At 38.6% G+C, this 23,941-nt stretch carries 24 protein-coding genes; 13 read left to right on the plus strand and 11 right to left on the minus strand.

Annotated elements, in window-relative coordinates; translation table 11 throughout:
• Positions 1 to 22: 22 nt before the first annotated feature.
• Positions 23 to 811: an SDR family oxidoreductase gene (locus ABJQ32_19580; protein ID MEP5291866.1), complete on the minus strand. Its 789-nt coding sequence runs from the start codon at positions 809 to 811 to the stop codon at positions 23 to 25.
• A 52-nt stretch (positions 812 to 863) separates the two neighbouring features.
• Positions 864 to 1,391, minus strand: a complete 528-nt coding sequence (locus ABJQ32_19585; protein MEP5291867.1) for a TetR/AcrR family transcriptional regulator — start codon at positions 1,389 to 1,391, stop codon at positions 864 to 866.
• A gap of 54 nt (positions 1,392 to 1,445) precedes the next feature.
• On the opposite strand from ABJQ32_19585, the gene ABJQ32_19590 reads away from it, so the two are divergent.
• Positions 1,446 to 2,579, plus strand: coding sequence for an MBL fold metallo-hydrolase (locus ABJQ32_19590; GenBank protein MEP5291868.1), 1,134 nt, complete (start codon positions 1,446 to 1,448; stop codon positions 2,577 to 2,579).
• 42 nt (positions 2,580 to 2,621) lie between these two features.
• A complete protein-coding gene (locus tag ABJQ32_19595; protein ID MEP5291869.1) occupies positions 2,622 to 4,262 on the plus strand; it encodes a hypothetical protein in 1,641 nt (546 codons plus the stop codon).
• A gap of 15 nt (positions 4,263 to 4,277) precedes the next feature.
• Here ABJQ32_19595 and ABJQ32_19600 read toward each other — a convergent pair whose 3' ends face one another.
• Together ABJQ32_19600 and ABJQ32_19605 are read right to left on the minus strand one after the other, a co-directional pair.
• Entirely contained in the window at positions 4,278 to 4,730 is a 453-nt protein-coding gene (locus ABJQ32_19600) for a hypothetical protein (GenBank protein MEP5291870.1), read from the minus strand.
• Positions 4,731 to 4,888: 158 nt separating this feature from the next.
• On the minus strand, positions 4,889 to 7,162 hold the full coding sequence (locus ABJQ32_19605) for a Tex family protein (protein MEP5291871.1): 2,274 nt from the start codon (positions 7,160 to 7,162) through the stop codon (positions 4,889 to 4,891).
• Positions 7,163 to 7,395: 233 nt separating this feature from the next.
• On the opposite strand from ABJQ32_19605, the gene ABJQ32_19610 reads away from it, so the two are divergent.
• Both ABJQ32_19610 and ABJQ32_19615 read left to right on the plus strand, forming a co-directional pair.
• Positions 7,396 to 7,704: a PadR family transcriptional regulator gene (locus ABJQ32_19610; protein MEP5291872.1), complete on the plus strand. Its 309-nt coding sequence runs from the start codon at positions 7,396 to 7,398 to the stop codon at positions 7,702 to 7,704.
• Entirely contained in the window at positions 7,701 to 10,331 is a 2,631-nt protein-coding gene (locus tag ABJQ32_19615; protein MEP5291873.1) for an FtsX-like permease family protein, read from the plus strand. The genes ABJQ32_19610 and ABJQ32_19615 overlap by 4 nt, the downstream gene beginning before the upstream one ends.
• 10 nt (positions 10,332 to 10,341) lie before the next feature.
• On the opposite strand, the gene ABJQ32_19620 is transcribed toward ABJQ32_19615, so the two are convergent.
• Positions 10,342 to 10,569, minus strand: coding sequence for a hypothetical protein (locus ABJQ32_19620; GenBank protein ID MEP5291874.1), 228 nt, complete (start codon positions 10,567 to 10,569; stop codon positions 10,342 to 10,344).
• Position 10,570: 1 nt separating this feature from the next.
• The gene (locus ABJQ32_19625) at positions 10,571 to 10,792 is read right to left on the minus strand and encodes a hypothetical protein (GenBank protein MEP5291875.1); all 222 of its coding nucleotides are present in this window, start codon (positions 10,790 to 10,792) and stop codon (positions 10,571 to 10,573) included.
• Between the two features lie 119 nt (positions 10,793 to 10,911).
• On the opposite strand from ABJQ32_19625, the gene ABJQ32_19630 reads away from it, so the two are divergent.
• The 5 genes from ABJQ32_19630 to ABJQ32_19650 all read left to right on the plus strand — a co-directional run bounded on the left by ABJQ32_19630 (position 10,912) and on the right by ABJQ32_19650 (position 13,739).
• Positions 10,912 to 11,346: a hypothetical protein gene (locus ABJQ32_19630; protein MEP5291876.1), complete on the plus strand. Its 435-nt coding sequence runs from the start codon at positions 10,912 to 10,914 to the stop codon at positions 11,344 to 11,346.
• Between the two features lie 28 nt (positions 11,347 to 11,374).
• Complete coding sequence (locus tag ABJQ32_19635) at positions 11,375 to 11,944, plus strand: TetR/AcrR family transcriptional regulator (GenBank protein MEP5291877.1); 570 nt, start codon at positions 11,375 to 11,377, stop codon at positions 11,942 to 11,944.
• A gap of 84 nt (positions 11,945 to 12,028) precedes the next feature.
• Positions 12,029 to 12,778, plus strand: coding sequence for a glucose 1-dehydrogenase (locus ABJQ32_19640; GenBank protein ID MEP5291878.1), 750 nt, complete (start codon positions 12,029 to 12,031; stop codon positions 12,776 to 12,778).
• Positions 12,779 to 13,000: 222 nt separating this feature from the next.
• Positions 13,001 to 13,435: an SRPBCC domain-containing protein gene (locus ABJQ32_19645; protein ID MEP5291879.1), complete on the plus strand. Its 435-nt coding sequence runs from the start codon at positions 13,001 to 13,003 to the stop codon at positions 13,433 to 13,435.
• A complete protein-coding gene (locus ABJQ32_19650) occupies positions 13,407 to 13,739 on the plus strand; it encodes a metalloregulator ArsR/SmtB family transcription factor (GenBank protein ID MEP5291880.1) in 333 nt (110 codons plus the stop codon). The genes ABJQ32_19645 and ABJQ32_19650 overlap by 29 nt, the downstream gene beginning before the upstream one ends.
• Before the next feature lie 84 nt (positions 13,740 to 13,823).
• On the opposite strand, the gene ABJQ32_19655 is transcribed toward ABJQ32_19650, so the two are convergent.
• Complete coding sequence (locus tag ABJQ32_19655) at positions 13,824 to 14,387, minus strand: hypothetical protein (protein ID MEP5291881.1); 564 nt, start codon at positions 14,385 to 14,387, stop codon at positions 13,824 to 13,826.
• 123 nt (positions 14,388 to 14,510) lie between these two features.
• Between ABJQ32_19655 and ABJQ32_19660 the strand changes: the two genes are divergently transcribed.
• Both ABJQ32_19660 and ABJQ32_19665 read left to right on the plus strand, forming a co-directional pair.
• On the plus strand, positions 14,511 to 15,035 hold the full coding sequence (locus ABJQ32_19660) for a sigma-70 family RNA polymerase sigma factor (GenBank protein MEP5291882.1): 525 nt from the start codon (positions 14,511 to 14,513) through the stop codon (positions 15,033 to 15,035).
• Positions 15,028 to 15,762 carry a tetratricopeptide repeat protein gene (locus tag ABJQ32_19665; GenBank protein MEP5291883.1) on the plus strand — a complete coding sequence of 245 codons (735 nt, stop codon included), beginning with the start codon at positions 15,028 to 15,030 and terminating at the stop codon, positions 15,760 to 15,762. The genes ABJQ32_19660 and ABJQ32_19665 overlap by 8 nt, the downstream gene beginning before the upstream one ends.
• On the opposite strand, the gene ABJQ32_19670 is transcribed toward ABJQ32_19665, so the two are convergent.
• The 3 genes from ABJQ32_19670 to ABJQ32_19680 all read right to left on the minus strand — a co-directional run bounded on the left by ABJQ32_19670 (position 15,712) and on the right by ABJQ32_19680 (position 19,976).
• The gene (locus ABJQ32_19670) at positions 15,712 to 18,804 is read right to left on the minus strand and encodes a CHAT domain-containing tetratricopeptide repeat protein (GenBank protein MEP5291884.1); all 3,093 of its coding nucleotides are present in this window, start codon (positions 18,802 to 18,804) and stop codon (positions 15,712 to 15,714) included. The genes ABJQ32_19665 and ABJQ32_19670 overlap by 51 nt on opposite strands.
• 208 nt (positions 18,805 to 19,012) lie before the next feature.
• Entirely contained in the window at positions 19,013 to 19,417 is a 405-nt protein-coding gene (locus ABJQ32_19675) for a hypothetical protein (protein ID MEP5291885.1), read from the minus strand.
• A gap of 1 nt (position 19,418) precedes the next feature.
• Positions 19,419 to 19,976, minus strand: a complete 558-nt coding sequence (locus tag ABJQ32_19680) for an RNA polymerase sigma factor (GenBank protein MEP5291886.1) — start codon at positions 19,974 to 19,976, stop codon at positions 19,419 to 19,421.
• Positions 19,977 to 20,100: 124 nt separating this feature from the next.
• Between ABJQ32_19680 and ABJQ32_19685 the strand changes: the two genes are divergently transcribed.
• Positions 20,101 to 20,445: a DUF6249 domain-containing protein gene (locus ABJQ32_19685; protein ID MEP5291887.1), complete on the plus strand. Its 345-nt coding sequence runs from the start codon at positions 20,101 to 20,103 to the stop codon at positions 20,443 to 20,445.
• Between the two features lie 414 nt (positions 20,446 to 20,859).
• Here ABJQ32_19685 and ABJQ32_19690 read toward each other — a convergent pair whose 3' ends face one another.
• Positions 20,860 to 21,156, minus strand: a complete 297-nt coding sequence (locus ABJQ32_19690) for a GIY-YIG nuclease family protein (protein ID MEP5291888.1) — start codon at positions 21,154 to 21,156, stop codon at positions 20,860 to 20,862.
• A 207-nt stretch (positions 21,157 to 21,363) separates the two neighbouring features.
• Between ABJQ32_19690 and hrpB the strand changes: the two genes are divergently transcribed.
• On the plus strand, positions 21,364 to 23,853 hold the full coding sequence (gene hrpB, locus ABJQ32_19695; GenBank protein MEP5291889.1) for an ATP-dependent helicase HrpB: 2,490 nt from the start codon (positions 21,364 to 21,366) through the stop codon (positions 23,851 to 23,853).
• The last annotated feature ends 88 nt before the right edge of the window (positions 23,854 to 23,941 follow it).

The following is a 23,941-nucleotide window of genomic DNA, read 5'->3' on the forward strand; positions in this document are numbered from 1 at the left end:
GATGAACAAGCGCATAAGAAAACTAGTCTTTGACTTCTTGCATCTTTCTGATTTGACTTAGTAGCACTTTTTTTGGAGTAAGAGGTACCATTGACATCATGATTTTTTGAGAAGTACTTAGTCCTGAAATCAGGTCAAGCTTACCTTTAATCATGGCATTGTATCCATCCCTTGCCACTGTTTTTGCACTGGCAGTATTTTTAAAGAGCTCAGTTTTGTCCATACCAGAAATTTTTCCAAAATCAGTTTCTGTTGCGCCAGGCATGAGATTAGTTACAGTTATGTTAGTGTCATGGAGCTCTTCAGCTAATGCATTACTAAAGGAGCTTACATATGCTTTAGTGGCGTAGTATACAGCCTGCAACGGACCAGGTAATAAGCTTGCAGTAGAGGATACGTTCAGAATTTTTCCTTCATCTCTTTTCACAAAATCTTGAAGAAAATGATGAGTCAAAGCAGTCAAAGCTGATATGTTGAGGTTAATCATAGCTAAATCATCTTTTATATCTCGTTCATGAAATTTACTTACACCACCAAAGCCGGCATTGTTTATTAGATAATTCACTTCAATATCAAGTGCCTTGACTTGATCATAGATTTCTTGTGTAGCATTTTCAGTGCCTAGGTCCTTGGAGATGACCGTGACTTTTACATTGCTTTTACTTTCTAGCTCATCTTTCAGATGATTTAGTTTGTCTTCACTTCTGGCGACAATGACTAAATCACCACCTTGCTCCGCATGCAGTTTAGCAAATTCCTTTCCTATTCCGGAAGATGCTCCAGTGATAAGCGCGACTTTTTTATTCTCCATATTTTGTTAGATTTAAATAAGTGAGTAATCACTTATAATATTTTCGAATTTTTTAAAGTTTATATTTCTGTTTTAAAAATTCAGTAGTTCCTGTCAAATCAAAATCACCCTGAAGCATAAATCGAGTAGCTATCCCATCCATTAGTGTCAACAGTAGATTAGCTTCCTCTTCAGGATTATTAAATCTAAGTGCTTTAAAGGCTCTGACTAAGGCCTCTCGAATAGATTCCATTTTGTGCTCTCCATACATTTCAAGTTCCCACTTGATCTTGAACTGCAACTTCCAAAAATCAACTGCTTCTTTATTTTTACTCATATTTGGACCAATTGCGATGTATTTGCGGAGCAGTTCTTTCGGATCAGATTCCGTAATGACATCAGCGAAAAGTTCTTTGGCTCTTTCTTCTCCTAAATTGAGAATGGCATCTAGCAAACCTTCTTTGCTTCCAAAATGGCGAAAAATCAATCCTTCCGAAACACCTGCTTTTTTAGACACTTTGCTAGTGGAAGTGCTTTTATAACCCTCCTCTGCAAACAGGACTAATGCAGCATTCAATATTTTCTCTTGTTTTTCAGTCATAAAAGTGAGTAATCACTTACAAAAATAGAAATAAAATTTTACCTTGCAAGCAGAATGAAAATATTTAAACGAATCATGCTTGTAGTTATATCCGCCATTTTACTGATTGTGGTGTCAGTATTTATCTTTTTTAGAACAGCACCACAAATAGGAGGTAAGCCAAAGGGTGAACGCCTTGAACGAATGAAAAAGGCAGAAAACTATGAAAAGGAAATTTTTAAAAATACAGTAGAAACGAATATGGACATGCCACTCAAGGATTTGAGGAAGGTGCTAGCTCATTATTTGTTTGCCGATAAGTCTGGAAAATCTCCTAAAAAAGCAATAGATACAGAACCCTTTAGCGCTGATTCATTTTTGGCTATTGATACAAGCAAGATAGTCGTGACATGGTTTGGACATTCTTCCATTCTAATCCGTATAGATGGAATGACTATCCTTATAGATCCTGTGCTTGTAGGGAAGCGTGCCTCTATGTTTTCTTTTATGGGCCCAGAAAGATTCGATTATGAGCATCATATCGAGATTGATGAATTGCCTGAAATTGATGCGGTTATTATTTCTCATGATCATTATGATCATCTGGATTACCCGACCATTTTGAAATTAAAAGATAAAATCAAGCGCTTTTATATGCCATTAGGAATAGGTGCTCACTTCGAAAAGTGGGGAGTGCCTTCTGAGAATATTTTTGAATTAGCGTGGTGGGACGAAATTGAGCTAAACGGCTTGAAGATGGCACTTACACCTACGCGTCACTTCTCTGGTAGAGGTCTGGGAGATCGTTTTCAAACACTGTGGGGGTCTTGGGTGATCATCGGCAAAAACAAGAAACTCTATTTTAGCGGGGATAGTGGATACTTTCCTGGGTTTAAAGAAATAGGAAAGAAGTATGGTCCATTTGACCTTACCTTCATGGAATGCGGAGCATACAATGAGAGCTGGAGTGAAATTCATATGTTCCCTGAAGAAACAGCACAAGCGCATTTGGATGTAAAAGGAAAACTTTTAATGCCTATTCATTGGGGGAAATTTGATTTAAGTATCCACCCTTGGAAAGAGTCTGTAAATAGGTTGAGTGCCAAAGCTCAGGAAGAAAACATCGAATTATTTACCCCAGAGGTGGGGGAAATGATTGTGTTATCTGATAGTTTGGAGTTTGATGCATGGTGGAAGGAAGTAGAATAAACTACTTCTGCTAACTTTAGAAATCTCAACCTAATAAAACCTATGAAATTATTCTATTTAATGTTCGTCATTGCTCTTATATCTATAGCATGCGAGCCTATTGATAAGGATACGTCTACAGAGATCAGAAATGTCAAGAAAACAGATGCTTCTTACATCGACCTTACCAATTTGTTCGAAGAGTGGAGGTTATTTGAAAACCCTCCTTTACTCAACGGTGCTCCCGACTACACAAAGAAAGGATTTGATAGTAGACAACAATCATTTGAACAGTTGAGAAATAAACTCTTAGAAATGGATACATCTCGCTGGTCTGTTTCTGAAAAAGTTGATTGGGAAATCGTCCGGGCAGAGATGAATGGATATGATTTTAATTATCGAATACTAAAGCCATGGGAGCGAGATCCGGCATATTACAAATCTTTATGGATGTATCGCAGTGATGTCCCGGCGCATGAGGGACCTACACATCATGCGACCACTGAAGTTTGGATGTATGATTTCCCACTTGATGGCAAGCAAAGAGCTCAGTTCATCAATAATCTTAAGGTCATTCCATTATTAAATGAGCAAGCTAAATCTAACCTGACAGGAAATGCGCGAGACCTTTGGATTACAGGTATTCGAACGATAAAGCAGCAAAGTCAGAATCTTGAGATGATCAAATCATGGGAGGGTAATTCTGCGGATGAAGAGTTAATCTCTACGATCAATAATGCGATTGCCTCAACCAACGATTTCGTGGCGTGGTTAGAAGCTGAATCTTCCTCGAAAAATGGAGAATCGGGTATTGGAAAAGAAAACTACACCTGGTATTTACAAAATGTACACTTAGTGCCATTAACATGGGAGGATGAAGTAATGATCTTGAAGCGGGAATTGGCGAGAGCTTGGTCTGCTTTAAAACTTGAAGAACATCGAAATCGTAATTTGCCGCAAATTGAATCGGTCGAATCTGCAGAAGCTTATGAAGCATTGGCCGAAAGGTCAACGGAAAGCCTGATGAATTTTCTTGACAAAGATGAAGTGGTAACCGTTAAGGACTACTTCGAACCTGCTTTGAGAGAACATCTTGGTCAGTTTGTTCCTAAAGAAACACGAAACTTCTTTTGGATCACTGCACATCATGATCCAAGGCCACTTTATTCCCATTTCTATCATTGGTTTGAATTGGCTAGAATGGACACAGAACCGCATAAAAGCTTGATCCGAAGAGGTCCTTTACTTTACAATATTTTCGATTCAAGAAATGAAGGTACTGCGACAGCTGTAGAAGAGATGTTTATGGATGCGGGACTTTATGATGATGATCTTCGAGTGCGAGAGGTAGTTTATATCATGATTGCTCAACGAGCAGCAAGAGGTTTAGGCTCATTGTATGCGCATGCTAACGAAATGAGTATGGAGGAAGCGGGCCAAATTCATTCGGAAAATACGCCTAGAGGATGGATGAAGACGGAGAAGGACCTACTCATCTTTGAACAACATTTATATTTAAGACAGCCGGGGTATGGAACCAGTTATATCACAGGCAAATATTTGTTGGAAGATGCTATGATGGCCTATGCCTTAGAAAAAGAAAAGCAGAACAAATCTTTTGTTCTGCTTGAATTCTTTGATTCTCTAAACAGCATTGGAAACATTCCAATAACGCTGGCTAAGAAGGAATTAGTAAATAATTAAAAAGGAAGAGGGGGCTTAAGCTTCCTCTTTTTCTTTAGTCACTTTTTTTTCTGTAGTCTCTTTTGCTGGAGCCTCTTCAGTTTCAGCAGTCTCGTTAGCAACTTCAGTTTCTTCAACTTCTTTCTCCAGAGGTCTCATCGTTACGGTTAGCATAAATTGTTTGTCCATGACAAAATCATAATAGGCCTCTTCCATAAGCTCTTGAGCTTTATTAGATTTCTGAAGAATCTCTAAAAGATCTTGCGCTACTACAGACATCTTGATATTATTCTGTGCACGCCCTCTGTGTGCTTCCAGTGTAAACGAGTGTCCGCCTTTTTCTTTGGAATTTAGATCACGAAATTCATGTGAGATGAATTGATACTGCTGAGGGCCCTCAGCTGAATCTTTCATCAATTTCACCAAAACAGGTTTGTATTTATTCCAAAGGAGTACGTAGAGACTATGATTTACTGGATAAACGGGCATGGTTAAATTTTTAATTTGTTGAATTAGCCTGAAAAATTCAGGTGGAAATGAGAATTCATTCTAAATGAGTCGGATAACTATCCATACAATCAGTCCCCTGATTACATCTCCCTTCACTACTAATATGCAAAGGTAACGGATTTATCTCGGCACACCACTTATTGCCCGAATTTACCTTTTAGCATAGCCAGTTTTGCCTGTAAATCCCCATCTGGAGTGCGCTCTTCTTTTGGTTTACTTATTGAATCGGTTTTTTTTCTTGATTGATTAGATCGTTTCTGACTTCTTTTTACTTGAGGGGCATCTGATTTCATCGATAGAGAAATACGCTTTCTAGGAGCATCTACCTCAAGTACTCTGACGGTTACCTTTTGACCCAATTTCACTACTTGAGTGGGATCAGAAACGAAGGAATTAGATAGATGACTTATATGAACCAACCCGTCCTGATGAACGCCAATGTCAACGAAAGCCCCAAATTTGGTGATATTCGTTATAACCCCGGGCAGTGACATGCCTTCTTTTAAATCTGAAATCTCATTTACTCCTTCCTGAAACTGGATGACTTCAAATTGATCCCTGGGATCTCTTCCAGGCCGATCAAGTTCAGCTAAAATGTCCTTTAGTGTCGGCAAACCTACATTTTCCGTTACATATTGATTGAGGTTTATCTTTTTTCTCAACTCAGCGCCAGACATTAAATCGCGTACGGATGCCTGTGCGTCCTTTGCCATTTGTTCCACCGTCTGGTAGCGCTCTGGATGTACTGCACTTCGATCGAGTGGGTTATCAGCATCTTGGATGCGAAGAAATCCTGCAGCTTGTTCAAATGCCTTATCACCTAAGCGAGGAACTTTTTTAAGTGCTTCTCGCGATTGAAAAGGACCATTTTCATTTCGATAGTTTACAATGTTCTCAGCAATCTGAGGACCTAGCCCGGATACATAAGTCAATAATTGTTTACTGGCTGTGTTCAACTCTACTCCTACATTATTCACACAGCCCATCACCACATCGTCAAGTGACTTTTTCAGGGCATTTTGATCTACGTCATGCTGATATTGACCTACTCCAATTGATTTTGCATCGAGTTTCACCAGTTCAGCTAATGGATCCATCATTCTCCGACCTATCGAAACAGAGCCTCTAACCGTCACATCTTCATTTGGAAATTCATCTCGAGCTACCTCAGAAGCAGAATAGATAGATGCACCACTTTCATTTACCATAGCAATGATGATATCCTTAGCTAACCCAATGTTTTTAACAAATGATTCAGTCTCTCTACTGGCTGTCCCATTTCCGATTGCTATTGCTTCAATCTGATGCTTTTCAACAAGATGTCTTATGGTCTCACTCGCTTTTTGCAATTCTTTTTGTGGTTCATTTGGGTAAATCGCTGTGAATTCAAGCAGTTTTCCTTGCTTGTCGAGGCACACGACTTTGCAGCCGGTTCTAAACCCAGGATCAACAGCCATCACTGCCTTTTGCCCTAGCGGAGCAGACATTAGCAATTGCTTCAGGTTTTCTGCAAAAACAACAATAGCTTCTTCATCTGCTTTCTTCTTGCTTTCCATTCGCACTTCAGTCTCAATGCTCACACTCATCAACCTTTTGTAAGAGTCTTTGATGGCTGTGCTGACCTGATGACTAGCTTCGTTGTTGCCTAGCACAAATTGCCGTTCAATAATTTCTAAGGCTTCTTCCTCTTGAGGAGTGATGTTCATTGTAAGGAAACCTTCCTTTTCACCTCTACGAATGGCTAATAATCGATGAGATGGAATTTTATTGATCGCCTCGTCCCAATCGAAATAATCCTTGTACTTGGAAGCCTCCTGATCCTTTTCTTTGCTTTTCAATACTTTGGAGGAGATTGTTCCTTTTTTCATGAAAAGTTCACGGATCTTCTGTCTTATTTCAGCATTCTCGTTAATCGTTTCAGCGATAATATCTCTAGCTCCCTGCAATGCATCTTCTTCCGATTCTACACCTTTTTCAGTATCCAGATACTGTGAGGCTTCAGATACTGGATCGAAATTTCCTTGTTCCAGAATCTTGATGGCTAATGGTTCCAATCCTTTTTCCTTAGCAACACTTGCTCGTGTTTTTCTTTTAGGCTTGTATGGAAGATAGAGATCTTCGAGAGTAGACATAGTTTGAGCTTCGTTGATTTTCTTTTCAAGCTCTGGAGTTAATTTTTCTTGTTCTTTGATAGACTTAAGAATGGCTTCTCTTCTGGCATCTAAATCACGGAGTTGCTGCATGCGATCGCGAATGGCAGCTACTTGAAGATCATCGAGACTCCCTGTCACTTCCTTTCGATACCTGGAAATAAAAGGAACAGTTGCTCCACCATCAAGGAGTCCTACTGTGGCATCCACCTGATTTGATTTTACATTCAGTTCCTGCGCTATTCGTTCTTCGTGTCTCATTTGCCTTTATTCAATTTCCCGTTTCGAGTCATTCTGAACTCGTTTCAGAATCGTAGTAAGTGTATGTTGATCTAGATCCTGAAATAAATTCAGGATGACTCTTGATAAGCGATATAAATCACTTTCAACTACCAAAAATAGAGGAGACACTGAATTAAAAATATAGATGTGGAAAACTTCTGATTTTTTATTTAATTTTACTTATACAAAAGTTTATTAAATAAATGTATAAGATGGGATCTTTAGAAGAAATGGTTATTTTGATTGCCGCAGCTATGAAAGAAGAGGCGTATGCTGTTTCTATTGCAAGAGAATACACGTATCGAACATCACAAGAAATTTCGATACCTGCTATTCATACAGTATTAAAGAGACTGGAGACTAAGGGGTTTGTGAGATCTTCCGAGTCTGCTCCAACTTCAGAACGTGGAGGAAGAAAGAAGCGTCTTTATCAGATTACTTCATCGGGTTATGGTTTGGTTGCGGAGCTTCGAAATCAAAGGGAAGAACTTTGGTCGCTGATTCCTAAAATGTCCCTATGAAAAGGCCTGATGACTTACCAAAATCACCGCTTAGTTTTCTGAGATGGTTTTGCAAAAAAGAACTGATTGATGAGATCGAAGGAGATCTTATTGAAGCATATAGGGAAAGACTGAATACTCATCCGAAATTGGCTAAACTAAAGCTCTGGAAAGAAGTAATACAATCATTCAACCTGAGAAATATCGGAATTATGAGAAAGTACCAAAATCATTCACTGTTTGGGAAGTTTAGCATGTTGAAGCAATATGCTCGGGTGTTGTTTCGAACAGCTAAGAAGTACAAAGTTTATACATCTATTTCGGTAGCAAGTCTAACCTTGGGAATTACTTGTGCTGGCTTGATTCACCTTTACATTCAGAAAGAAACTAATTACAATCGAAATTATAGTCAAGTAGATAATATCTATCGGATCAATCACAAGAGTGAATATTCTGGAAGATCCTATGGTTTTGCTCCTTTGGCAATGACTCCTTATTTAGTTGATAACTCAGAATCGATTAAAGCGGGGACAAGGATTTTTAAATACCGTCGTGCTTTACCGGTCACTGTTGAGACCACACGTCGGTCCTTTAATGAAGCACAGTTTGGATGGGCAGACCCTAACTTCTTCGAGCTATTTGATCTTCCTATTGTCAAAGGAAACAATGAACACATACTTGATAGACCGAACACCGTTGTGTTAAGTGCCAATACTGCTACAAAATACTTTGGAGAACAAGATCCAATTGGTCAAATATTGGAATTTGGATCTGCTGAAATTACTAAACTGGAAGTTGTTGGGGTATTTGAGGATTTCCCAACAAACACAAGCTTTCGACTGGATCTAATTTCAAACTTGGAGACTTGTAGCCAAGCGATGTGGTCTTCTGACCTTCTAAATAGCTGGGATAATATGTTTGTGAGTGCTTATGTTCTAATTAAGGCCGGGTTTGAAAAGGAAGCTTCTGAGATGGTCCAACAAACAACTGCCACCTATTACAACACGGAATCACGTAATCCATGGACTTCTTCTATTCAACCGCTTACAGATATGCACCTTGGTGAGGCAATGGATATTGGAGAATGGAGCGCGCACAGTGATACGGAGACCTTGTTACTCATGGGAGCAATCGGGGTAATTATTCTTTGTCTGGGCAGCTTCAATTTCACGAACATGATAACTGCTCAGGCCGGTCAAAGGATCAAAGAAGTTGGAGTGAGGAAGGTTTTGGGTAGCCATAGAAGAAACATTGCTCAACAGACTTTTTTTGAAACAATGACTTTTGTATTTATCTCTGGCGTGTTTTCTGTCATTTTGATTTATCTGTTGCTTCCAAGATTAGGAAGGATCACGTCTCATGATTATCGAATAAATGAATTGTTAGCTCCTGAATTCTATATTCCTTTCTTGATCCTATTGATCATCGTAACGATAATTTCAGGAGCTTACCCGGCTCTCTACATTTCTCGAATTAAATCTATCCAGTTGATGAAACAAACAGCATCAGAAGGAGGAGGCAAGATGAGAAATGTATTGGTTACAGCGCAATTTGCTATTACTACAGCACTAATTATTTGTACATGCATTGTTCATTTACAGCTCCAGTATTTAAAGAATAAAAAACTAGGGTTTGACCATTCGGTTATCGTAAACATGCCCATACATAATGATGAAGCAGTAATTCCTAAGATCAATACGTTTCGCAATGAACTTGCCTCGTTTTCAGGGATTCGTAATGTGACAGCAGCATCTCACGAGATGCTGACAGATTATACTTACATCACTGAATTTGCTGTTGAAGGAATTGAAGATCCTCTACTATGGGAAAGATATACAGTTGAGCAGGATTACATTTCCACTTTTGATTTAGAAATTGTAGCTGGTAGAGAATTTGATAGAAATATTCAATCTGATTCATCTTCATTTATTCTGAATGAAAGTGCTGTTCAAGCATTAGGCTTCATGGCTGATGAAGCTATTGGTAAAACGATCACAGATGTGAGTTTGGATAAGTCAGGGAAGATAGTGGGAGTAGTTAGAGATTTTCATTTCAGGTCACTTCACCATGATATCCTTCCTTTTGTTATGTATGTAAACTGGGATCGCCTAGATTATATCTCAGTAAGACTTGCTTCTCAAAATTTTCAAGAAAGCATCAATCATCTAGAAAGTACCTGGAGCAGAGTGTTTGGAGAAAGTGTCCCTTTCTTCTTCAATTACCTTGATCAACAGGCTACTGCTATGTATGAGAAAGAGGATAATGAAATGCAGCTGTTTAGCATTTTTAGTATGATTTCAATTGTACTTGGTGGATTAGGTTTATTCGGGTTTGTATTATTTACAACAGAGCGAAAATCTAAAGAGATAGGTCTAAGGAAAGTTCTTGGAGCTAGCACATGGCAAGTAATTGCTTTGATAAATAAAAGTTTTGCAAAAATTCTATGTTTTGCATTTGTAATGGCTACTCCTATTACCTTTTTTCTGATGAGTAGATGGCTAAAAGATTTTGCTTATCGAATCAATCAACCTGTTTGGGTCTATTTAGTTACAGCAATCGCCATCCTGTTCATTGCAGGGATCACGGTGAGTAGAACTACTTGGAAAGCTGCGGCTGCAAATCCTGTTGATGCAATTAAAAGCGAATGAGGGAGGAGTACTAAAACCTTTTTTGCAATTCCATTTCATTCAAGAAGTTGATCAGACAGTAAATATTCTTGACCAGTTCTTTTTGGTTAGGAAGATTCACCTCCTCATTAGAAGAAAGGTGTAGAAAAAAGAGGTCCTCCAAGCTTCTACGAAGGACATTTGGTGGAGCAAATAGGAATAGATCCTTCAGTTCATTGATTGTTTTTTGATCTAGTTCAAATTGATCGAGTGGATTCATGCTAATTTTTTGAGAGTTGGTCAATTTTGGTGGTCATTTCATGAAGTAATTTTGAATACTCTTCAGCCATTTTTTTGATGTCAGGATTGTTTCGTTTGCCTTTGCAGACCTTTCGGATATAGTCAAGTGTATATTCCGTTCCGAATTTCTTCATTAGCAATTTTTGAATTTTCCTAAAGTCAGACTCGACAAGTTCATGTGTATTTACCTGTGTTTTCGACATATTTGTCTAAGACTTTAATACAAATATTGTAGTTATTATCTACAATAAAAACAATTAACTACAATTAATCTACAAAATTGAGCGTATTTAACTACAATCTTCGTTTTGTGTGTAAAAAAATGGGATTAAGCCAGCAGCGTCTGGCCGATCTCATGGATATCAAGCGCGGAAAAGTGGCTGGGTACTTTTATGAAACTCAGGCAAAGCCGGAGTTTTATGAAAAGTTAGGGGAGAAGTTCCAATTGAATATTGGCAAATTTCTGACTGTAGAGATGAGCGATGATAATTATGATTCATTCTTCACCGGAGCTAGCGTAGACAATCATACGGATGGAGTGGCAGAAAGTCCAGGAGAATATCAGAAAAAGTCAAAAGTTTTGGATCTATTGATTCAAGTCAAAAACTCAGAGGATTTGAGCGAAAGAGATCAGCTGTTGGATGAGATAATTAAATTATATGGTAAGGTCTTGGATGAGAATAGTAAGCTTAAAGATGCCAATAGTGAGTTAAAAGATAGGTTGTTGGAAATGGCTAAAAAACTCATTAGAAACTAAATTTGTATCTGAAACGTTTGTTTCAATTATGCCTAAGTCAGTTCTTTTTGATAAAGCCAATGTCATGAGCAAAGTGACAGACCTTTTCTGGAGGAAAGGATACAATGGCACGTCTATGCAAGACTTGGTCGATGTAACAGGCTTAAACCGGTCAAGTTTTTACAATTCATTTGGTGATAAGTTCTCCTTGTTTGAAGAGTCTTTGAAATACTATCAAGAGATTCAAATGAAAAATCTAAATGAGACTTTTTCTGAGGCAAAGTCTCCTAAAGAAGCGATCATATCATTATTTGAAGGTATTCAAGAGGAAGTCACATCAGGTAAGGAGAATAAAGGTTGCTTCCTATCTAATTGTACTTCTGAGCTTAGCATTGAAAACCAGACCATAAGAAACTTCCTCATTGACAATAAAGATCAGGTTGTTAATTCTTTCAAAACCTTGATTGAGCAAGCGCAAGAAGAAGGAGAGATTAATTTTTCTAAAAATGCAGATACGTTAGCTTTATATCTCTTTTCTAGCTTACACGGTCTTCGAATTACCTCTATGATTGATCCTGATATTCAGGGAGTTACTGAAGAAATTCTGAATTCTCTATAATTTTTCCAATTTATTTGGAACGATTGTTTCATATATTCGTTATTTGAACTGATCATTTCAAATAAAATATTTTTAAAAATTATCATGGGAAAATTAGATGGAAAAGTAGCCCTGATCACGGGCGCAAATAGCGGTATCGGATTGGCTACCGCAAAGCAATTCATAAATGAAGGTGCTAAGGTGGTTATCACTGGCAGACGTCAGGAAGCATTAGATGAAGCAGTAAAAGAAATCGGAGGAGGTGTAAAAGCTATTCTGGCAGATGCTGCTGATATTTCTAAGACGAAAGAAGTAGTAGAGCAGACCGTTGCAGCATTCGGAAAAATTGACATTTTGTTTGTGAATGCTGGAGTGGCTTATTTCTCTCCTCACATAGAAATTACAGAGGAATTTTTTGATTCTCAATTCAATACCAATGTGAAGGGTCCATTTTTTTTAATTAAAGAAGCAATTCCGCATTTAAATGATGGAGGGGTCATCATCGGTAATACTTCTATCGTAGGACAAAAAGGGTTTGATGGGACGAGTGTTTACTCTGCTACAAAAGCGGCATTCAGATCTTTGTCCAGAGTACTAGCAAGCGAGTTGAAAGAAAGAAAAATCAGAACGGTGAGTGTCGCTCCTGGTCCGATAGAAACACCGATTTATGGTAAGTTGGGTATGCCACAAGAGGCAGTTGAAGAAATGGGAGCAGGGTTTGCAAGTCAGGTACCACTGGGCAGATTTGGTTCCGCTGATGAATTAGCGAAAGCTGTATTATTTCTTGCTTCTGATGATGCTTCCTACATTAATGGAGTGGAGCTGGAAGTAGATGGTGGCTTGAGTCAGGTTTAAGGGTAACGTATTTTCAAAACCATTTACCAGAAGTAGATGGTTTTTTTGTGTGATTGTCATTTATGCAACTAAAAAGTTGCATATTTAAAATCATAATATATATTTGCAACTATATGGTTGCGTAATTAAATTTACTATTAGGATGAAATGATCATGAAACGAGTGGCAACCAAAGTATATAACGCTCATACTCATGTGAATTCTTTAAAACAAACTACACACATGAAAGACAGTATTCAAAAAGAAAAAGTATTTGGTCATTCTATTGATAAAGTATGGAAGGCGATTTCAGTTGGCGAAGAAATTTCCAAATGGTTCATCAGCGCTGACTTTAAGCCAGAGGTAGGCTATGAATATACCTTCACAGCATCGGAAGAACATGGATGTACGGTTGTGAAAGGGAAAATCTTAGAAGCATCGCCCTACATCCTGAAGTATAGCTGGAAAGTAGAAGGAGCCCCAGTAGAAACAACTGTTCAGTGGACACTTGAGAAACAGAGCAATGGTACTAAATTGACCCTTGAACATTACGGGATATCAAAATTTGAAGGTGAAACTGCAGTAGAAATGTTCAATCACTTTAGTGCTGGGTGGGATGCCTGCATGGAAGGACTAACAAAATATTTTAATGAAGAAATTGCACAACCCGCTCATTAATCAAATCTTTAAAGCTATAGCTGATCCCACGAGGCGTGAAATATTTCATGCACTCGTGGTGGCCAGTGTGGCTATGCCCATTACACAAATATCTGAGCAATTTGATATTAGTCGTCAAGGAGTGACTAAGCATATTAAGACGCTAGAGGAAGCTGGCTTGATTACGATTAATACAAAAGGTAGAGAACGTTTCTGCCTTGCGGATCCAAAACCCTTGAAGATGATATATGATTGGGTAGGATTCTATGATAAATTCTGGGATGATGCGCTTGGTCGTTTAGGAAATCACTTGGATAAGGTGTGATCATTAGATCAGGTTTGATAAAATAAACGAGTTAAATTAAAATCCCCTACAAATTGTAGAGGATTTAAAACTACCTGGAGAATCTTAATTACAGATTATCTGATCACCACATCCACCTACTGGATCGTCAGGACCAGGACCAGGACCAGGACCAGGACCGGGACCAGGACCAGAAGGTCCTTCACCTATGAATGCACAAAAGGTAGCATAGCCATATTTATATCCAAACTCACAAACCTCCAGGTTAAACCCTTCCTTTATACCAGTATGAAAGGCTCGAGTAGCACCAGAAGTGGAGCTAATGAGTTCATCAAGATTTGCATTATAATCTATGATGAATTGATTCATTGTATTCAACTGTGATGGAGTTGTATAATAACATAATCCATTTTCGTTTTCGACTTGAAAAAGTGATCCTTCTAAGCAATTACCCTCATAAAAAGTGTCATCGATTAGATTTTGGCCATCACTTTGACCTGTTGTGAATCCCCTATTATAATCTGCTTGAAAAATCCTTAAGATTGAGCCAGCAATATCTTGAGATGCTACTGAACTAGTTTCAAATGGCGTTAACTCCACCTCCTCATAAGAATCATTACATGAGTAGATGAATGCAGCTAATAATGTTAGAATTAATAGTTTTCTCATTGTTTTACATTTAATTAATAATTTGTTTTAGATTTTACTGCTAGCATTGTCTCTTTATTTCTTCATCAAAGAATTCGTTACCCTGTGTTGAAAAAAAGTTTTCGAAATGATATTCATGAGTTAATGAAGGATGATAAATTCCTGAAGAACCTTCATCATAAGCTGTTGCCTCTGCTCACATCACATGTGTATCGGAATGGAGGTAACATAGAGGAGGCAAAAGACCTATTACAAGATTCCTTAATAGTTCTTTTCCGATCTTCTAAGGCATCTGACTTTCAATTAACCTCGTCGATAGAAACGTACGTCTTTGGAATTGCAAAGCGCAAATGGCTAGCAGAATTGAGGAAAAAAAGAAACAGCGAAACAAAATTGAGTGGTATTGAAGATGAATTGGGTAACGATTTAGAGGAAATGATCATTAATAATGAGAAACAAGATTTGTATGTCCAGCACTTTAGAGAACTCACCGATAGTTGCAAGAAATTACTTCAACTATTCTTTAAAGGAATAAAAATGAAAGAAATCGCTGATCAGCTAGGATTCTCCAGTGAAGGTTATGCACGGAAAAGAAAGCATAACTGTCAGGAGAAATTAATTGAAAATATTAAGCAAGATCCTATTTTTAAAGAGTTGACCAATGAGTGATAAAAAGAAGCTGATTGATGAGTATTTTGATGCGTCCACTTCAGTATCAAGAAAAGATGAAATTGAAAAAGAGTTAAGCAATTTGACAGAATCAAATCCAGATCGTGTTCTGTTAGAACTTGGAAAAACCATTCAACTGGATGATGAAGTAGAAGATTTTCGAAGGAGAATGAGTATAATTGGTGAGCCTGAGAAAAAGTCTAAATCCTTTTTATTAAAGATTGCCGCTTCCCTATTACTGGTGGTATCTGTTATGGCAATTCTGATCAAGGTGTTACCTGAGAGTAGTTCTAATCAAGCAATTTTCCAAAGACATTATACACCTTATGATGGAGTGGTGATAGCAAGGAGTGACGCTCCGATAATCAACAAAGGAATCCTTGCTTATTTGGAAGGTGATTTTGAGGTTGCACTAGATGAACTTATTCAGGTTGAAGAACCTACAGGTCAATTCCGGCTAGTTATATCAAACTGTCATCTATCACTTGGTAATTGGGATCAAGCTCTAGCCATACTTAATCAGATTAATGATGCAGAAAGCCAAATGATACAGGATAATCGAGATTGGTATCTTGCAATTACTTACTTGCGTACAGATCAGATTGAGAAATCATATAATCTCCTGAAATCTCTGAAAGAAAGAAATACTGACTTTATGGAAAAGGTTGAGGATCTTTTACGTGAATCTCTGTTTAAGGAAATAGAGGAAAGTGAGAAGAACTATTAGGCTAAATAGAAGAATTATAAACGTTAGATTATTTTTCCTAACTAATGGGTAGTCATCACCAACAAGAACAAATGCACCCCAGAAAAAAGGATGTGACTTATTTGGACTTGCATTTTCTAAGAAGTGTAGCTTTGATAGCCTCAACGCCTCACTTTTGCCTTTACCATCCGCTAGTAATTCATAATAATGGCTCATTAGTTCGCTCGTGGATTCATCATCTACTTGCCAGTAACTCATGATTACATTTTGCACACCTGCATAGCTAAATCCTTTCGCTAAGCTTATTACTCCTTCGCCATTAACTAGTTTACCGGTTCCCGTTTTACATGCACTTAGTATTGCCAGATCTGCTTCAAGATCCATATTGAATAATTCAAACGTATGAAGGAGGTTATCTTCAGTACTATCGATACTATTAGTAAAAACAAACTTTGATTTCATAGGATCATCATCATCCACAAAAGCATGCATGGCCAGGTGAAGAACATCGAACGCTTTTGCCTTCTTTTTGAAGTTTTGCTCAGTTGCAGATTCTCCTTGATTTTCATCAGTGGAAAAGAAATTACTTATTGTAGCAATCTCATCGTCATTCCACTTTAATGGCACATAATCATCTCTAAATCGAGTCAATTGTTCCAACCGATAGGGATCGGTCAGATTGTCATATGAAGGAGCAAAAGCCAGGACCTTAGGTGCATTTGATCTTACATGATCGGTGTTTTGAAAATCAGCTATGTAGTTGATCCTTATAGAATATCTCTTAATTAAATATTCTGCTTCTTTAAAGTTCTTTGGTGGATCTTTTTTTGTTGACTTGACCAGTAGGTCAAAGGGTATCAAATGAGTTGCTCCGCTAGGAATAATAACAAGCTTATCAATGGACTCCTTTTCGAGTGTATTCTCAAAAGGCATTATCAATTTATCGTACAATAAAGATGAATTTATCAGCAGATCATCTGTTATCATTTCAGCATTTTCAAAACCGGAATTGAAATCTTTTATAAGACCTACCAGTGGTTGTGATTCCCCAATTACCTGGATTAGAGAATGCTTGTTCGTAAGTAAAAATCCGTAAGTAGTGTTGTCTCCAACAAAATATTCCAGGACAGCTGTTTTACTCTCAAGTTTAGATTGGATCTTATCAATACTTGGGATAGAAGTACGATATCTTGATTTGAAATGGTCTTGGTGATTGTTTTTGATAACCTCCAACAAGCTATCCTTCTTTTGGTTTAGCACAAAGAGTCTACTTTGATAAAAATCAATCTTCAATGAATCTGATTCATTTAGTAGCATCGAATGGTAGTGATTGATATTTAGTTTCAGGTCTTGTTCCAGATCAATTATTTCAGGGGCAAGGATTTCTTTTAACAAAGTTCTCTCACTTAAAACTTCACTGAGCGTGACCGATTTGTCTACCTCAGAGTAATAAAAACAGTTCTTAAGGTACTCTTCGTTTTTTGTATGTAAATACGCAAGGTGGTTTAATTCTATAGCACCTTCGTAAATTCGATGTGTATAAGAGCTTAAGTCTATTTTGTCTTGAATTCTAGTGAAATCGATCCGTTGATTAATTATTGTTTTATTCAACAATTCGTAAGCTGCCAAGGCTGCTTCCAAAATTATTTTTTCAGGATTTCTTTGATACATACTACTCAATACCTCTGCTTTAATATCTAACGCATCGAATAAATCCTCTTGATCAATTACTCCTTCAAGTGGTGGATTGTCATAGACGTTTTCATAATTCCAGTGTAAATGATTGAATTTCATGCTTTCCTGTAAAGCGATGAGGGCATCATCTAAATCACCACTATCTCGATAAACAAGCGCAAGATTTCTCCATGTTGCGAATAAATAACTTTTCGAATTTTGAGTGTAATTATCAATTGCACTTTTTAAATGGTCCACGGCCTGATCATAAGCCTTGAATCGACTGTATATTTTCGATCTATTGTCAAAAAGAATCCCATACAAATCGCTTGATTTTGAAGTGTTGTCAACTAATTGAAATGCCTTGTCATTGTAAGCCAATGCTTTGGCGGAATCTCCTGTTTCCGAATAGCATCTCGATAAATCTCGATAAATAAAAACCTGATTATATGGATTTGATTTTTTCAGATCTTCTTCGAATACGAGACACTTTTTTAAATAATAAAGACTGGAATCAAAATTTTCATTTTCTTTAAATCCGTATGAAATGGTATGATAAAAAGAGGCTATTGATAAATTCTCTTCTCCAAATAGATTGGTATAGATCTGAATCGATTTATTAAAAAGTTCATGTCCTTTTCTGAACTGATTTGTGTTGATAAAAGCCTTTCCGAGATTTCCCAAAACATCGGCATATAAAGAACCAGTATTTTTTAGTCTAACAAGAATATTTACTGCATTCTCTAGATACTCAATCGCACGATCATTCATTCCTCTATCTATATATATAGAGGCAAGGTTGTTTAGATCTTCTGCAACAAATAAATGATCATTTCCATAAAGTTCTTTATCTATTTCATAGGCCTTTTTATAGGTTTTGAGTAATTCTTCGAAATTACCGGTTTGAATGTAGATGTATCCCATATTTACATAAACTGCACTCAGCCCCGAGAGGCCCTCTTTTCCAAGTGGCTTAGAGATTCTTTCTGTCTCTTTAAAGTGATCAACTGCCTGTTGATTTTCCCCTTGGAACATGCAAATGATGCCTTTTTGTAAATAGGTCTCTCCAACGATTTTATGAGTCGGTCCGAAGTGTGCTAGTTCTTTCTCAAGGTTTTTAGATGCTAACTCTTGAGCTTCTTCTAATTTGTTTAATCTCCACAGATTTTGAATGATTCTATTTTCAGCGGTAAAGAATACCTCCATTGAGTCAATTTCAATAGATAGGGCCTTAACTCGGCTATAAACTTTTATACTCTCCTCATGAAGAGAATTATCTAATAATTGCTGACCATCCTTCATAAGAGAGTCAATCAAAGTAGTTTTTTTCGATTGAGCGAACACATAGCTGTTTAGAGCGCAGATAAGCAGGATTACGAAGAATCGCATAGTGAGTGGTGTTAGTAAGATTATGCAAAATAAGACCTCATTAATTAAATGAGTGAGAGTGAGTAAGAAGTAGAAATCTTATAAGATTAAAGATACAGTAATCAGTTTTGACGCCAACAAGCCAATCGAATAACGATATACTATAATTTATTCTATCTCTTGGTAGATGTCTTTATTGAGCATATCCTCTTCAGGGGAAAGAATTTTTTTACCTAAACATCCCACGCTTCCACCGATAGCTTACCATCAGATATATACCAATAATGTTTATTGCAGCTATAGAAATAAGCAGGGTAGAAGGAATCTCAGGAAGTTGCATTGCCCCCCAGTCAATAGTGAAGTTATTTCGTACTTTAAGAAGCCCACTGCTTAGAACGTTCATCAATTCTGGCGTTTTGATGGCCACACTTTCTGTTTGCATAAACAGATAGATGAGTGTTCCAAAAAACAGCCCACCTATAATTACCCAAGCTTGCTTACTGATTAGTGGTTGGTATTCAAATACTTCAGATGACTTATCGATACGCTGCATCACCTGTTCGGTAATATCTAAAACAGGCTTAGTCTCACTTTCCTTAAACAGGGTCTTTAAAAATTGATCTTCTCCGCTCATGCTATAGTGTATTTTCTTTAACTCCCATTTCTTTTAAAATCTCCAATAGCTTCTTTCTACTTCTATGTAGCAAAATTTTCACATTGGAAATTGTCAAATCTGTTACTTCTGAAATCTCCTTGATGGATGATTCACTATAATAAAATAAAGTTACTACAGATCTTTCATCCGGTTTGAGTTGATCCAATGCTTTCGCCAGAATGGCACTTCGATCATCCAAATCCAATTTTCTTGATGGGCCATCCTCTCCTGCTGCATGAGAAGTTTCAGCTTTCTCTATTGATACTTTATCATGCACCTTTAGCCGAAACCTTGTCAAGCATCCAAAATATGCAATACGGATAAGCCAGGTAGAAAAAGCTGCCTCACCCCGAAATTGACTCAATGAGCGATACGCCTTCACAAAAGTATCCTGTACGACCTCCTCAGCATCCTCTTTGTTTCCCATCAGGTAATGAACATAACTATACACTTTAGCTTCATACTTATCCACCAGGATCGCAAAGTTGCGCCACTCTCCAGCCAGGATTCGTTCGATAAGTTCAGCTTCGGTCTTCATGCTCATTTTCACCTTAGACTACATGAATAGAGGATCGGTTACGATAAATTTTAACTTTTTGTAACCTCCTTCCGAAAGGGGTAGTCAATGACCTTGAATTCGAATATTAATTTAAATAAAACATATGGAACCTCTTATAGTATTCTTAGCGCTCTTCGGTACAGTCTTCGGAATAGCGTATGTATTTCTGACCACCCGAAACAAGGAGCGCCTCGCACTCATTGAAAAAGGAGTAGACGCTTCATTGTTTGCTACCAAGGGAGTGAAATTCTCAATAGCCAAGTTCATCCTCAACATCGCCTTACTCTTTATGGGCATAGGAACAGGTGTATTCATTGGTAATTATCTGGCCATATCGCTACGTATGGATGAAGATGTTTTGATCCCATCCATGTTGTTCATTTTTGGAGGGCTAGGTTTGGTTGTAGGCTTTTTCATTACTAGAAGCTTAGAAAAAAGCGAAGAGTAAAAAGGATACCAACTCAGACTAAGAAGGTGTGGGCCAAAGGGCTTACGCCTTTTTCTTTCTTAGGAGAGAACTAGTCACTTTCTACATCTGCTGATATTCGGGCCTGCCGGCAAAGGCAGGCTATCTGCTATATCCCTCCCTTTCAGTCCGGGGATGTCGCGCCTATCCCGTCTGGGTTGCTAAAGAATTTGCCTTGAAAGTATTTCTTGACTCTGCAAGGAAGTGTCATACCATGCCTAACACGCATTTTCTGCTATTCTGAAGATACCGTATCAAGTATGGTATGACAAGTTGGAGTAGCGCCATATTATATCATTCTGTCATACCGTGCTTGATCCGCAATGGAATTGACGGCATCCTATTTCTTTCTTGGAAACTTCGATTACTAAGAGGCACTGATTTATTGAACTATCGTCAAGACCAATTCTTAGATAAATCTTCCCACTTTGGATTTTCTTTCTCAATAAGCTCAACTTTCCATTGTCGCTTCCATTTCTTGATCAGTTTTTCTCTTTTGATTGCTTCGTTTACGTCATTATGAGTCTCAAACCACATAAGTTGATCCACTTGATATTTTCTTGTAAAAGATTTGGGATCTAGTTTTTGTTTATGCTCAAATATTCTCCGTTCAATGTCATTGGTCATTCCGGTATAAAGTACTGTCTTAGAATAATTTGTGAGAATATAAACGTAGTATTCTTTGTATGGCATGCGGTCCTCCGAGTCAGCGTTTTTCTCTTTTCATATTCTCATCTGAAGATACCGCATCAAGTGCGGTATGACAAACCACTGAAATGTCATGCCGTGCTAGACACGGCATCTTCCTAAAATACTTGTCGATAGCATCAGACTTCCGATGTTTTCAAAACATCGGAAGTCTTTCATGATAGAAGACACTTGTGTCTAACTTCGCGGCTTATGTCCTTCGATCCAAAATCCATTGATCTTCCTATAGTAGATGTTATTGATGATGTAAAGCATCACCTGTCGTCATCTTCCACCTTGATTGTACATGCTCCTCCAGGAGCAGGAAAGAGCACGTTGCTGCCATTGGCTTTGATCGAGGAAGCATGGCTTGAAGGTCAAAAAATTATTATGCTGGAACCTCGTCGGTTGGCAGCCAAATCCATTGCCATGCGGATGGCCGAACTGATAGGAGAGGAGGCAGGAGAGACCATTGGCTATCGCATTCGGTTCGAAACAAGGGTGAGTGAGCAGACGAAGATTGAGGTGGTAACCGAAGGGATTCTTACGCGCATGCTACATGGAGATAATTCTTTGGAAGGAATAGGGCTGGTGATCTTCGATGAATTTCATGAACGAAGTATTCATGCCGATGTAGCACTCGCACTTTGTAGAGAATCGCAGCAGGTACTACGATCAGATCTTAAGATTATGGTAATGTCTGCAACTCTGGATATGCCTCAGCTTACAAGCGCACTTAAAGCAGAAGTAGTAGAGAGTAAGGGGCGGCAATATCCGGTAGAAGTATTTCATGCGGGTGATCAAGACATGATGATGATTGCCGAGATGACAGCCAATGTGATTGTAAAGGCCACAAAAGATCATGAAGGAGATGTGCTAGCATTTTTTCCAGGGCAAGGGGAGATTACCAAATGTGAAGGAATCCTTCGGTCTAAGCTGAAAGGGTTTGCGTTGCATCCACTATATGGCCAACTTCCATATGGCAAGCAGAAGGCAGCCATTCTCCCGAATCGAGATGGCAAGCGAAAAGTGGTGTTAGCTACAAACATTGCTGAAACTAGTTTAACGATTGAGGGAATCAAGATTGTAGTGGATACAGGTTTTGGTAGAACAATGAAATGGGATCCCAAAGCAGGGTTGTCTCGGTTAGAGACCATTCAGATATCAAAAGATTCTGCTGATCAGCGAGCGGGACGAGCGGGACGATTAAGTGCTGGTGTATGCTATCGGATGTGGTCCAAAGCGACTGATGAACGATTGCAACCTCATCGTATTCCAGAAATCATGGAGGCGGACCTTGCATCATTAGCATTAGATCTTGCACAATGGGGCATCACTGATCCCAATCAATTAACATGGCTGAGTCCACCACCAAGAGGAGCGTGGATGGCTGCTCTAGACACCTTGCACCAGCTAGATGCACTAGAGGATGGAAAAATCACGGAGCATGGCAAAAACATGCATGCTTTGCCGTGCCATCCAAGACTAGCACATATGCTGATTATGGCAGAGGAGGAAGATTTGGTTGCGCTAGCGGCTGATATAGCAGCAATGTTGGAAGAGCGAGACCCATTGGGAAGAGAAGCAGGTATTGATATCAATACGCGCATAGAAGTTTTACGTACGCACCGTAGAGAGAATAGAAAAGGAGGAAGATTTGATCGGATAGAAAAGGTGTCTGCTTCTTATCGAAAACTGTTTGATGAAGAACCAGATAACGACGAGTTTGATCCTTATGAAACAGGCCTCCTATTGACCCATGCATTTCCTGAGCGCATCGCCTTTGCTCGACCAGGCAACAATGCTCAGTTTAAGCTAGCGAATGGACGCATAGCTTCAGCAGGGCACAAGGATGATCTGGCACATGAATCATGGCTAGCGATTGCCAACTTGGATGCGAGAGATGGCATGGGCAAAATTTTTATGGCCTCTCCTCTCAATCCGAAAGATTTGGCTTCTCGTGTCAAAGAGATAGAAGTAGTCGAATGGGATACCGAAGATGGAGGCCTGGTTGCCACGAAAGACCTAAGAATTGGAAGTATTGTATTGAAATCTGTCCCGCTTGCGGATTCCGATCCATCGCACTTGCAGCAAGCAATAGTAGATGCAATCAAAAAAGAAGGGCGCACACTTTTGGATTGGAATGAAGATGTGGAACAGCTACAGAATCGAATTTTAAGTTTGCGAAAATGGAGGCCATCTGAGGCCTGGCCAGACCTGAGTACAGATACGTTATCAATGACCAATGGAGAATGGCTTTCACCATACCTGAATGATATCAAAAAGCCACAGGATTTGAAGAAAATCAACCTGTATGCAGTGCTCTTCAATTCGCTTGAGTATGATATGCAGCAACGTGTGAATAAGTTAGCCCCATCCAAGATAGAAGTACCGAGTGGTTCATCGATCAAGATCATGTATCGGGACAATGGTGAAGCACCGGTCTTAGCTGCTCGAGTACAGGAGCTATTTGGCATGGCAGAAACACCAACAGTTAATGCAGGGAAACAATCGTTATTGATTCACTTGCTTTCCCCAGGATTCAAGCCTGTGCAGGTTACCGCTGATCTTAAAAACTTCTGGAATGAGACGTATTTTGAAGTACGCAAAGAACTGAAAAGACGCTATCCGAAACACTCTTGGCCCGATGACCCATGGACAGCTGAGGCAGTGAGAGGTGTGAAGCGACAAGAGCGCAGCTAATAATTGAAAGACTTCATTGTCCACTCCTGTCATTTCGAGTAGGCGAGAAATCTATGCTTAAGATTTCTCCTATCGTCGAAAAGACATG

This window comes from Marinobacter alexandrii (assembly GCA_039984955.1).
GTDB lineage: Bacteria > Bacteroidota > Bacteroidia > Cytophagales > Cyclobacteriaceae > Ekhidna.

What these genes read in the sequence shown, in the direction of transcription:
- ABJQ32_19685 (MEP5291887.1), top strand. Translation starts at nt 20,101, where the DNA reads ATGGAACCTCTTATAGTATTCTTAGCGCTCTTCGGTACAGTCTTCGGA.
- ABJQ32_19690 (MEP5291888.1), bottom strand. Translation starts at nt 21,156, where the DNA reads ATGCCATACAAAGAATACTACGTTTATATTCTCACAAATTATTCTAAG.
- ABJQ32_19670 (MEP5291884.1), bottom strand. Translation starts at nt 18,804, where the DNA reads ATGCGATTCTTCGTAATCCTGCTTATCTGCGCTCTAAACAGCTATGTG.
- ABJQ32_19615 (MEP5291873.1), top strand. Translation starts at nt 7,701, where the DNA reads ATGAAAAGGCCTGATGACTTACCAAAATCACCGCTTAGTTTTCTGAGA.
- ABJQ32_19655 (MEP5291881.1), bottom strand. Translation starts at nt 14,387, where the DNA reads ATGAGAAAACTATTAATTCTAACATTATTAGCTGCATTCATCTACTCA.
- ABJQ32_19600 (MEP5291870.1), bottom strand. Translation starts at nt 4,730, where the DNA reads ATGCCCGTTTATCCAGTAAATCATAGTCTCTACGTACTCCTTTGGAAT.
- ABJQ32_19645 (MEP5291879.1), top strand. Translation starts at nt 13,001, where the DNA reads ATGAAAGACAGTATTCAAAAAGAAAAAGTATTTGGTCATTCTATTGAT.
- ABJQ32_19660 (MEP5291882.1), top strand. Translation starts at nt 14,511, where the DNA reads ATGAAGGATGATAAATTCCTGAAGAACCTTCATCATAAGCTGTTGCCT.
- ABJQ32_19620 (MEP5291874.1), bottom strand. Translation starts at nt 10,569, where the DNA reads ATGAATCCACTCGATCAATTTGAACTAGATCAAAAAACAATCAATGAA.
- ABJQ32_19605 (MEP5291871.1), bottom strand. Translation starts at nt 7,162, where the DNA reads ATGAGACACGAAGAACGAATAGCGCAGGAACTGAATGTAAAATCAAAT.
- ABJQ32_19675 (MEP5291885.1), bottom strand. Translation starts at nt 19,417, where the DNA reads ATGAGCGGAGAAGATCAATTTTTAAAGACCCTGTTTAAGGAAAGTGAG.
- ABJQ32_19595 (MEP5291869.1), top strand. Translation starts at nt 2,622, where the DNA reads ATGAAATTATTCTATTTAATGTTCGTCATTGCTCTTATATCTATAGCA.
- ABJQ32_19665 (MEP5291883.1), top strand. Translation starts at nt 15,028, where the DNA reads ATGAGTGATAAAAAGAAGCTGATTGATGAGTATTTTGATGCGTCCACT.
- ABJQ32_19680 (MEP5291886.1), bottom strand. Translation starts at nt 19,976, where the DNA reads ATGAAGACCGAAGCTGAACTTATCGAACGAATCCTGGCTGGAGAGTGG.
- ABJQ32_19640 (MEP5291878.1), top strand. Translation starts at nt 12,029, where the DNA reads ATGGGAAAATTAGATGGAAAAGTAGCCCTGATCACGGGCGCAAATAGC.
- ABJQ32_19610 (MEP5291872.1), top strand. Translation starts at nt 7,396, where the DNA reads ATGGGATCTTTAGAAGAAATGGTTATTTTGATTGCCGCAGCTATGAAA.
- ABJQ32_19650 (MEP5291880.1), top strand. Translation starts at nt 13,407, where the DNA reads ATGAAGAAATTGCACAACCCGCTCATTAATCAAATCTTTAAAGCTATA.
- hrpB (MEP5291889.1), top strand. Translation starts at nt 21,364, where the DNA reads ATGTCCTTCGATCCAAAATCCATTGATCTTCCTATAGTAGATGTTATT.
- ABJQ32_19635 (MEP5291877.1), top strand. Translation starts at nt 11,375, where the DNA reads ATGCCTAAGTCAGTTCTTTTTGATAAAGCCAATGTCATGAGCAAAGTG.
- ABJQ32_19630 (MEP5291876.1), top strand. Translation starts at nt 10,912, where the DNA reads ATGGGATTAAGCCAGCAGCGTCTGGCCGATCTCATGGATATCAAGCGC.
- ABJQ32_19590 (MEP5291868.1), top strand. Translation starts at nt 1,446, where the DNA reads ATGAAAATATTTAAACGAATCATGCTTGTAGTTATATCCGCCATTTTA.
- ABJQ32_19625 (MEP5291875.1), bottom strand. Translation starts at nt 10,792, where the DNA reads ATGTCGAAAACACAGGTAAATACACATGAACTTGTCGAGTCTGACTTT.
- ABJQ32_19585 (MEP5291867.1), bottom strand. Translation starts at nt 1,391, where the DNA reads ATGACTGAAAAACAAGAGAAAATATTGAATGCTGCATTAGTCCTGTTT.
- ABJQ32_19580 (MEP5291866.1), bottom strand. Translation starts at nt 811, where the DNA reads ATGGAGAATAAAAAAGTCGCGCTTATCACTGGAGCATCTTCCGGAATA.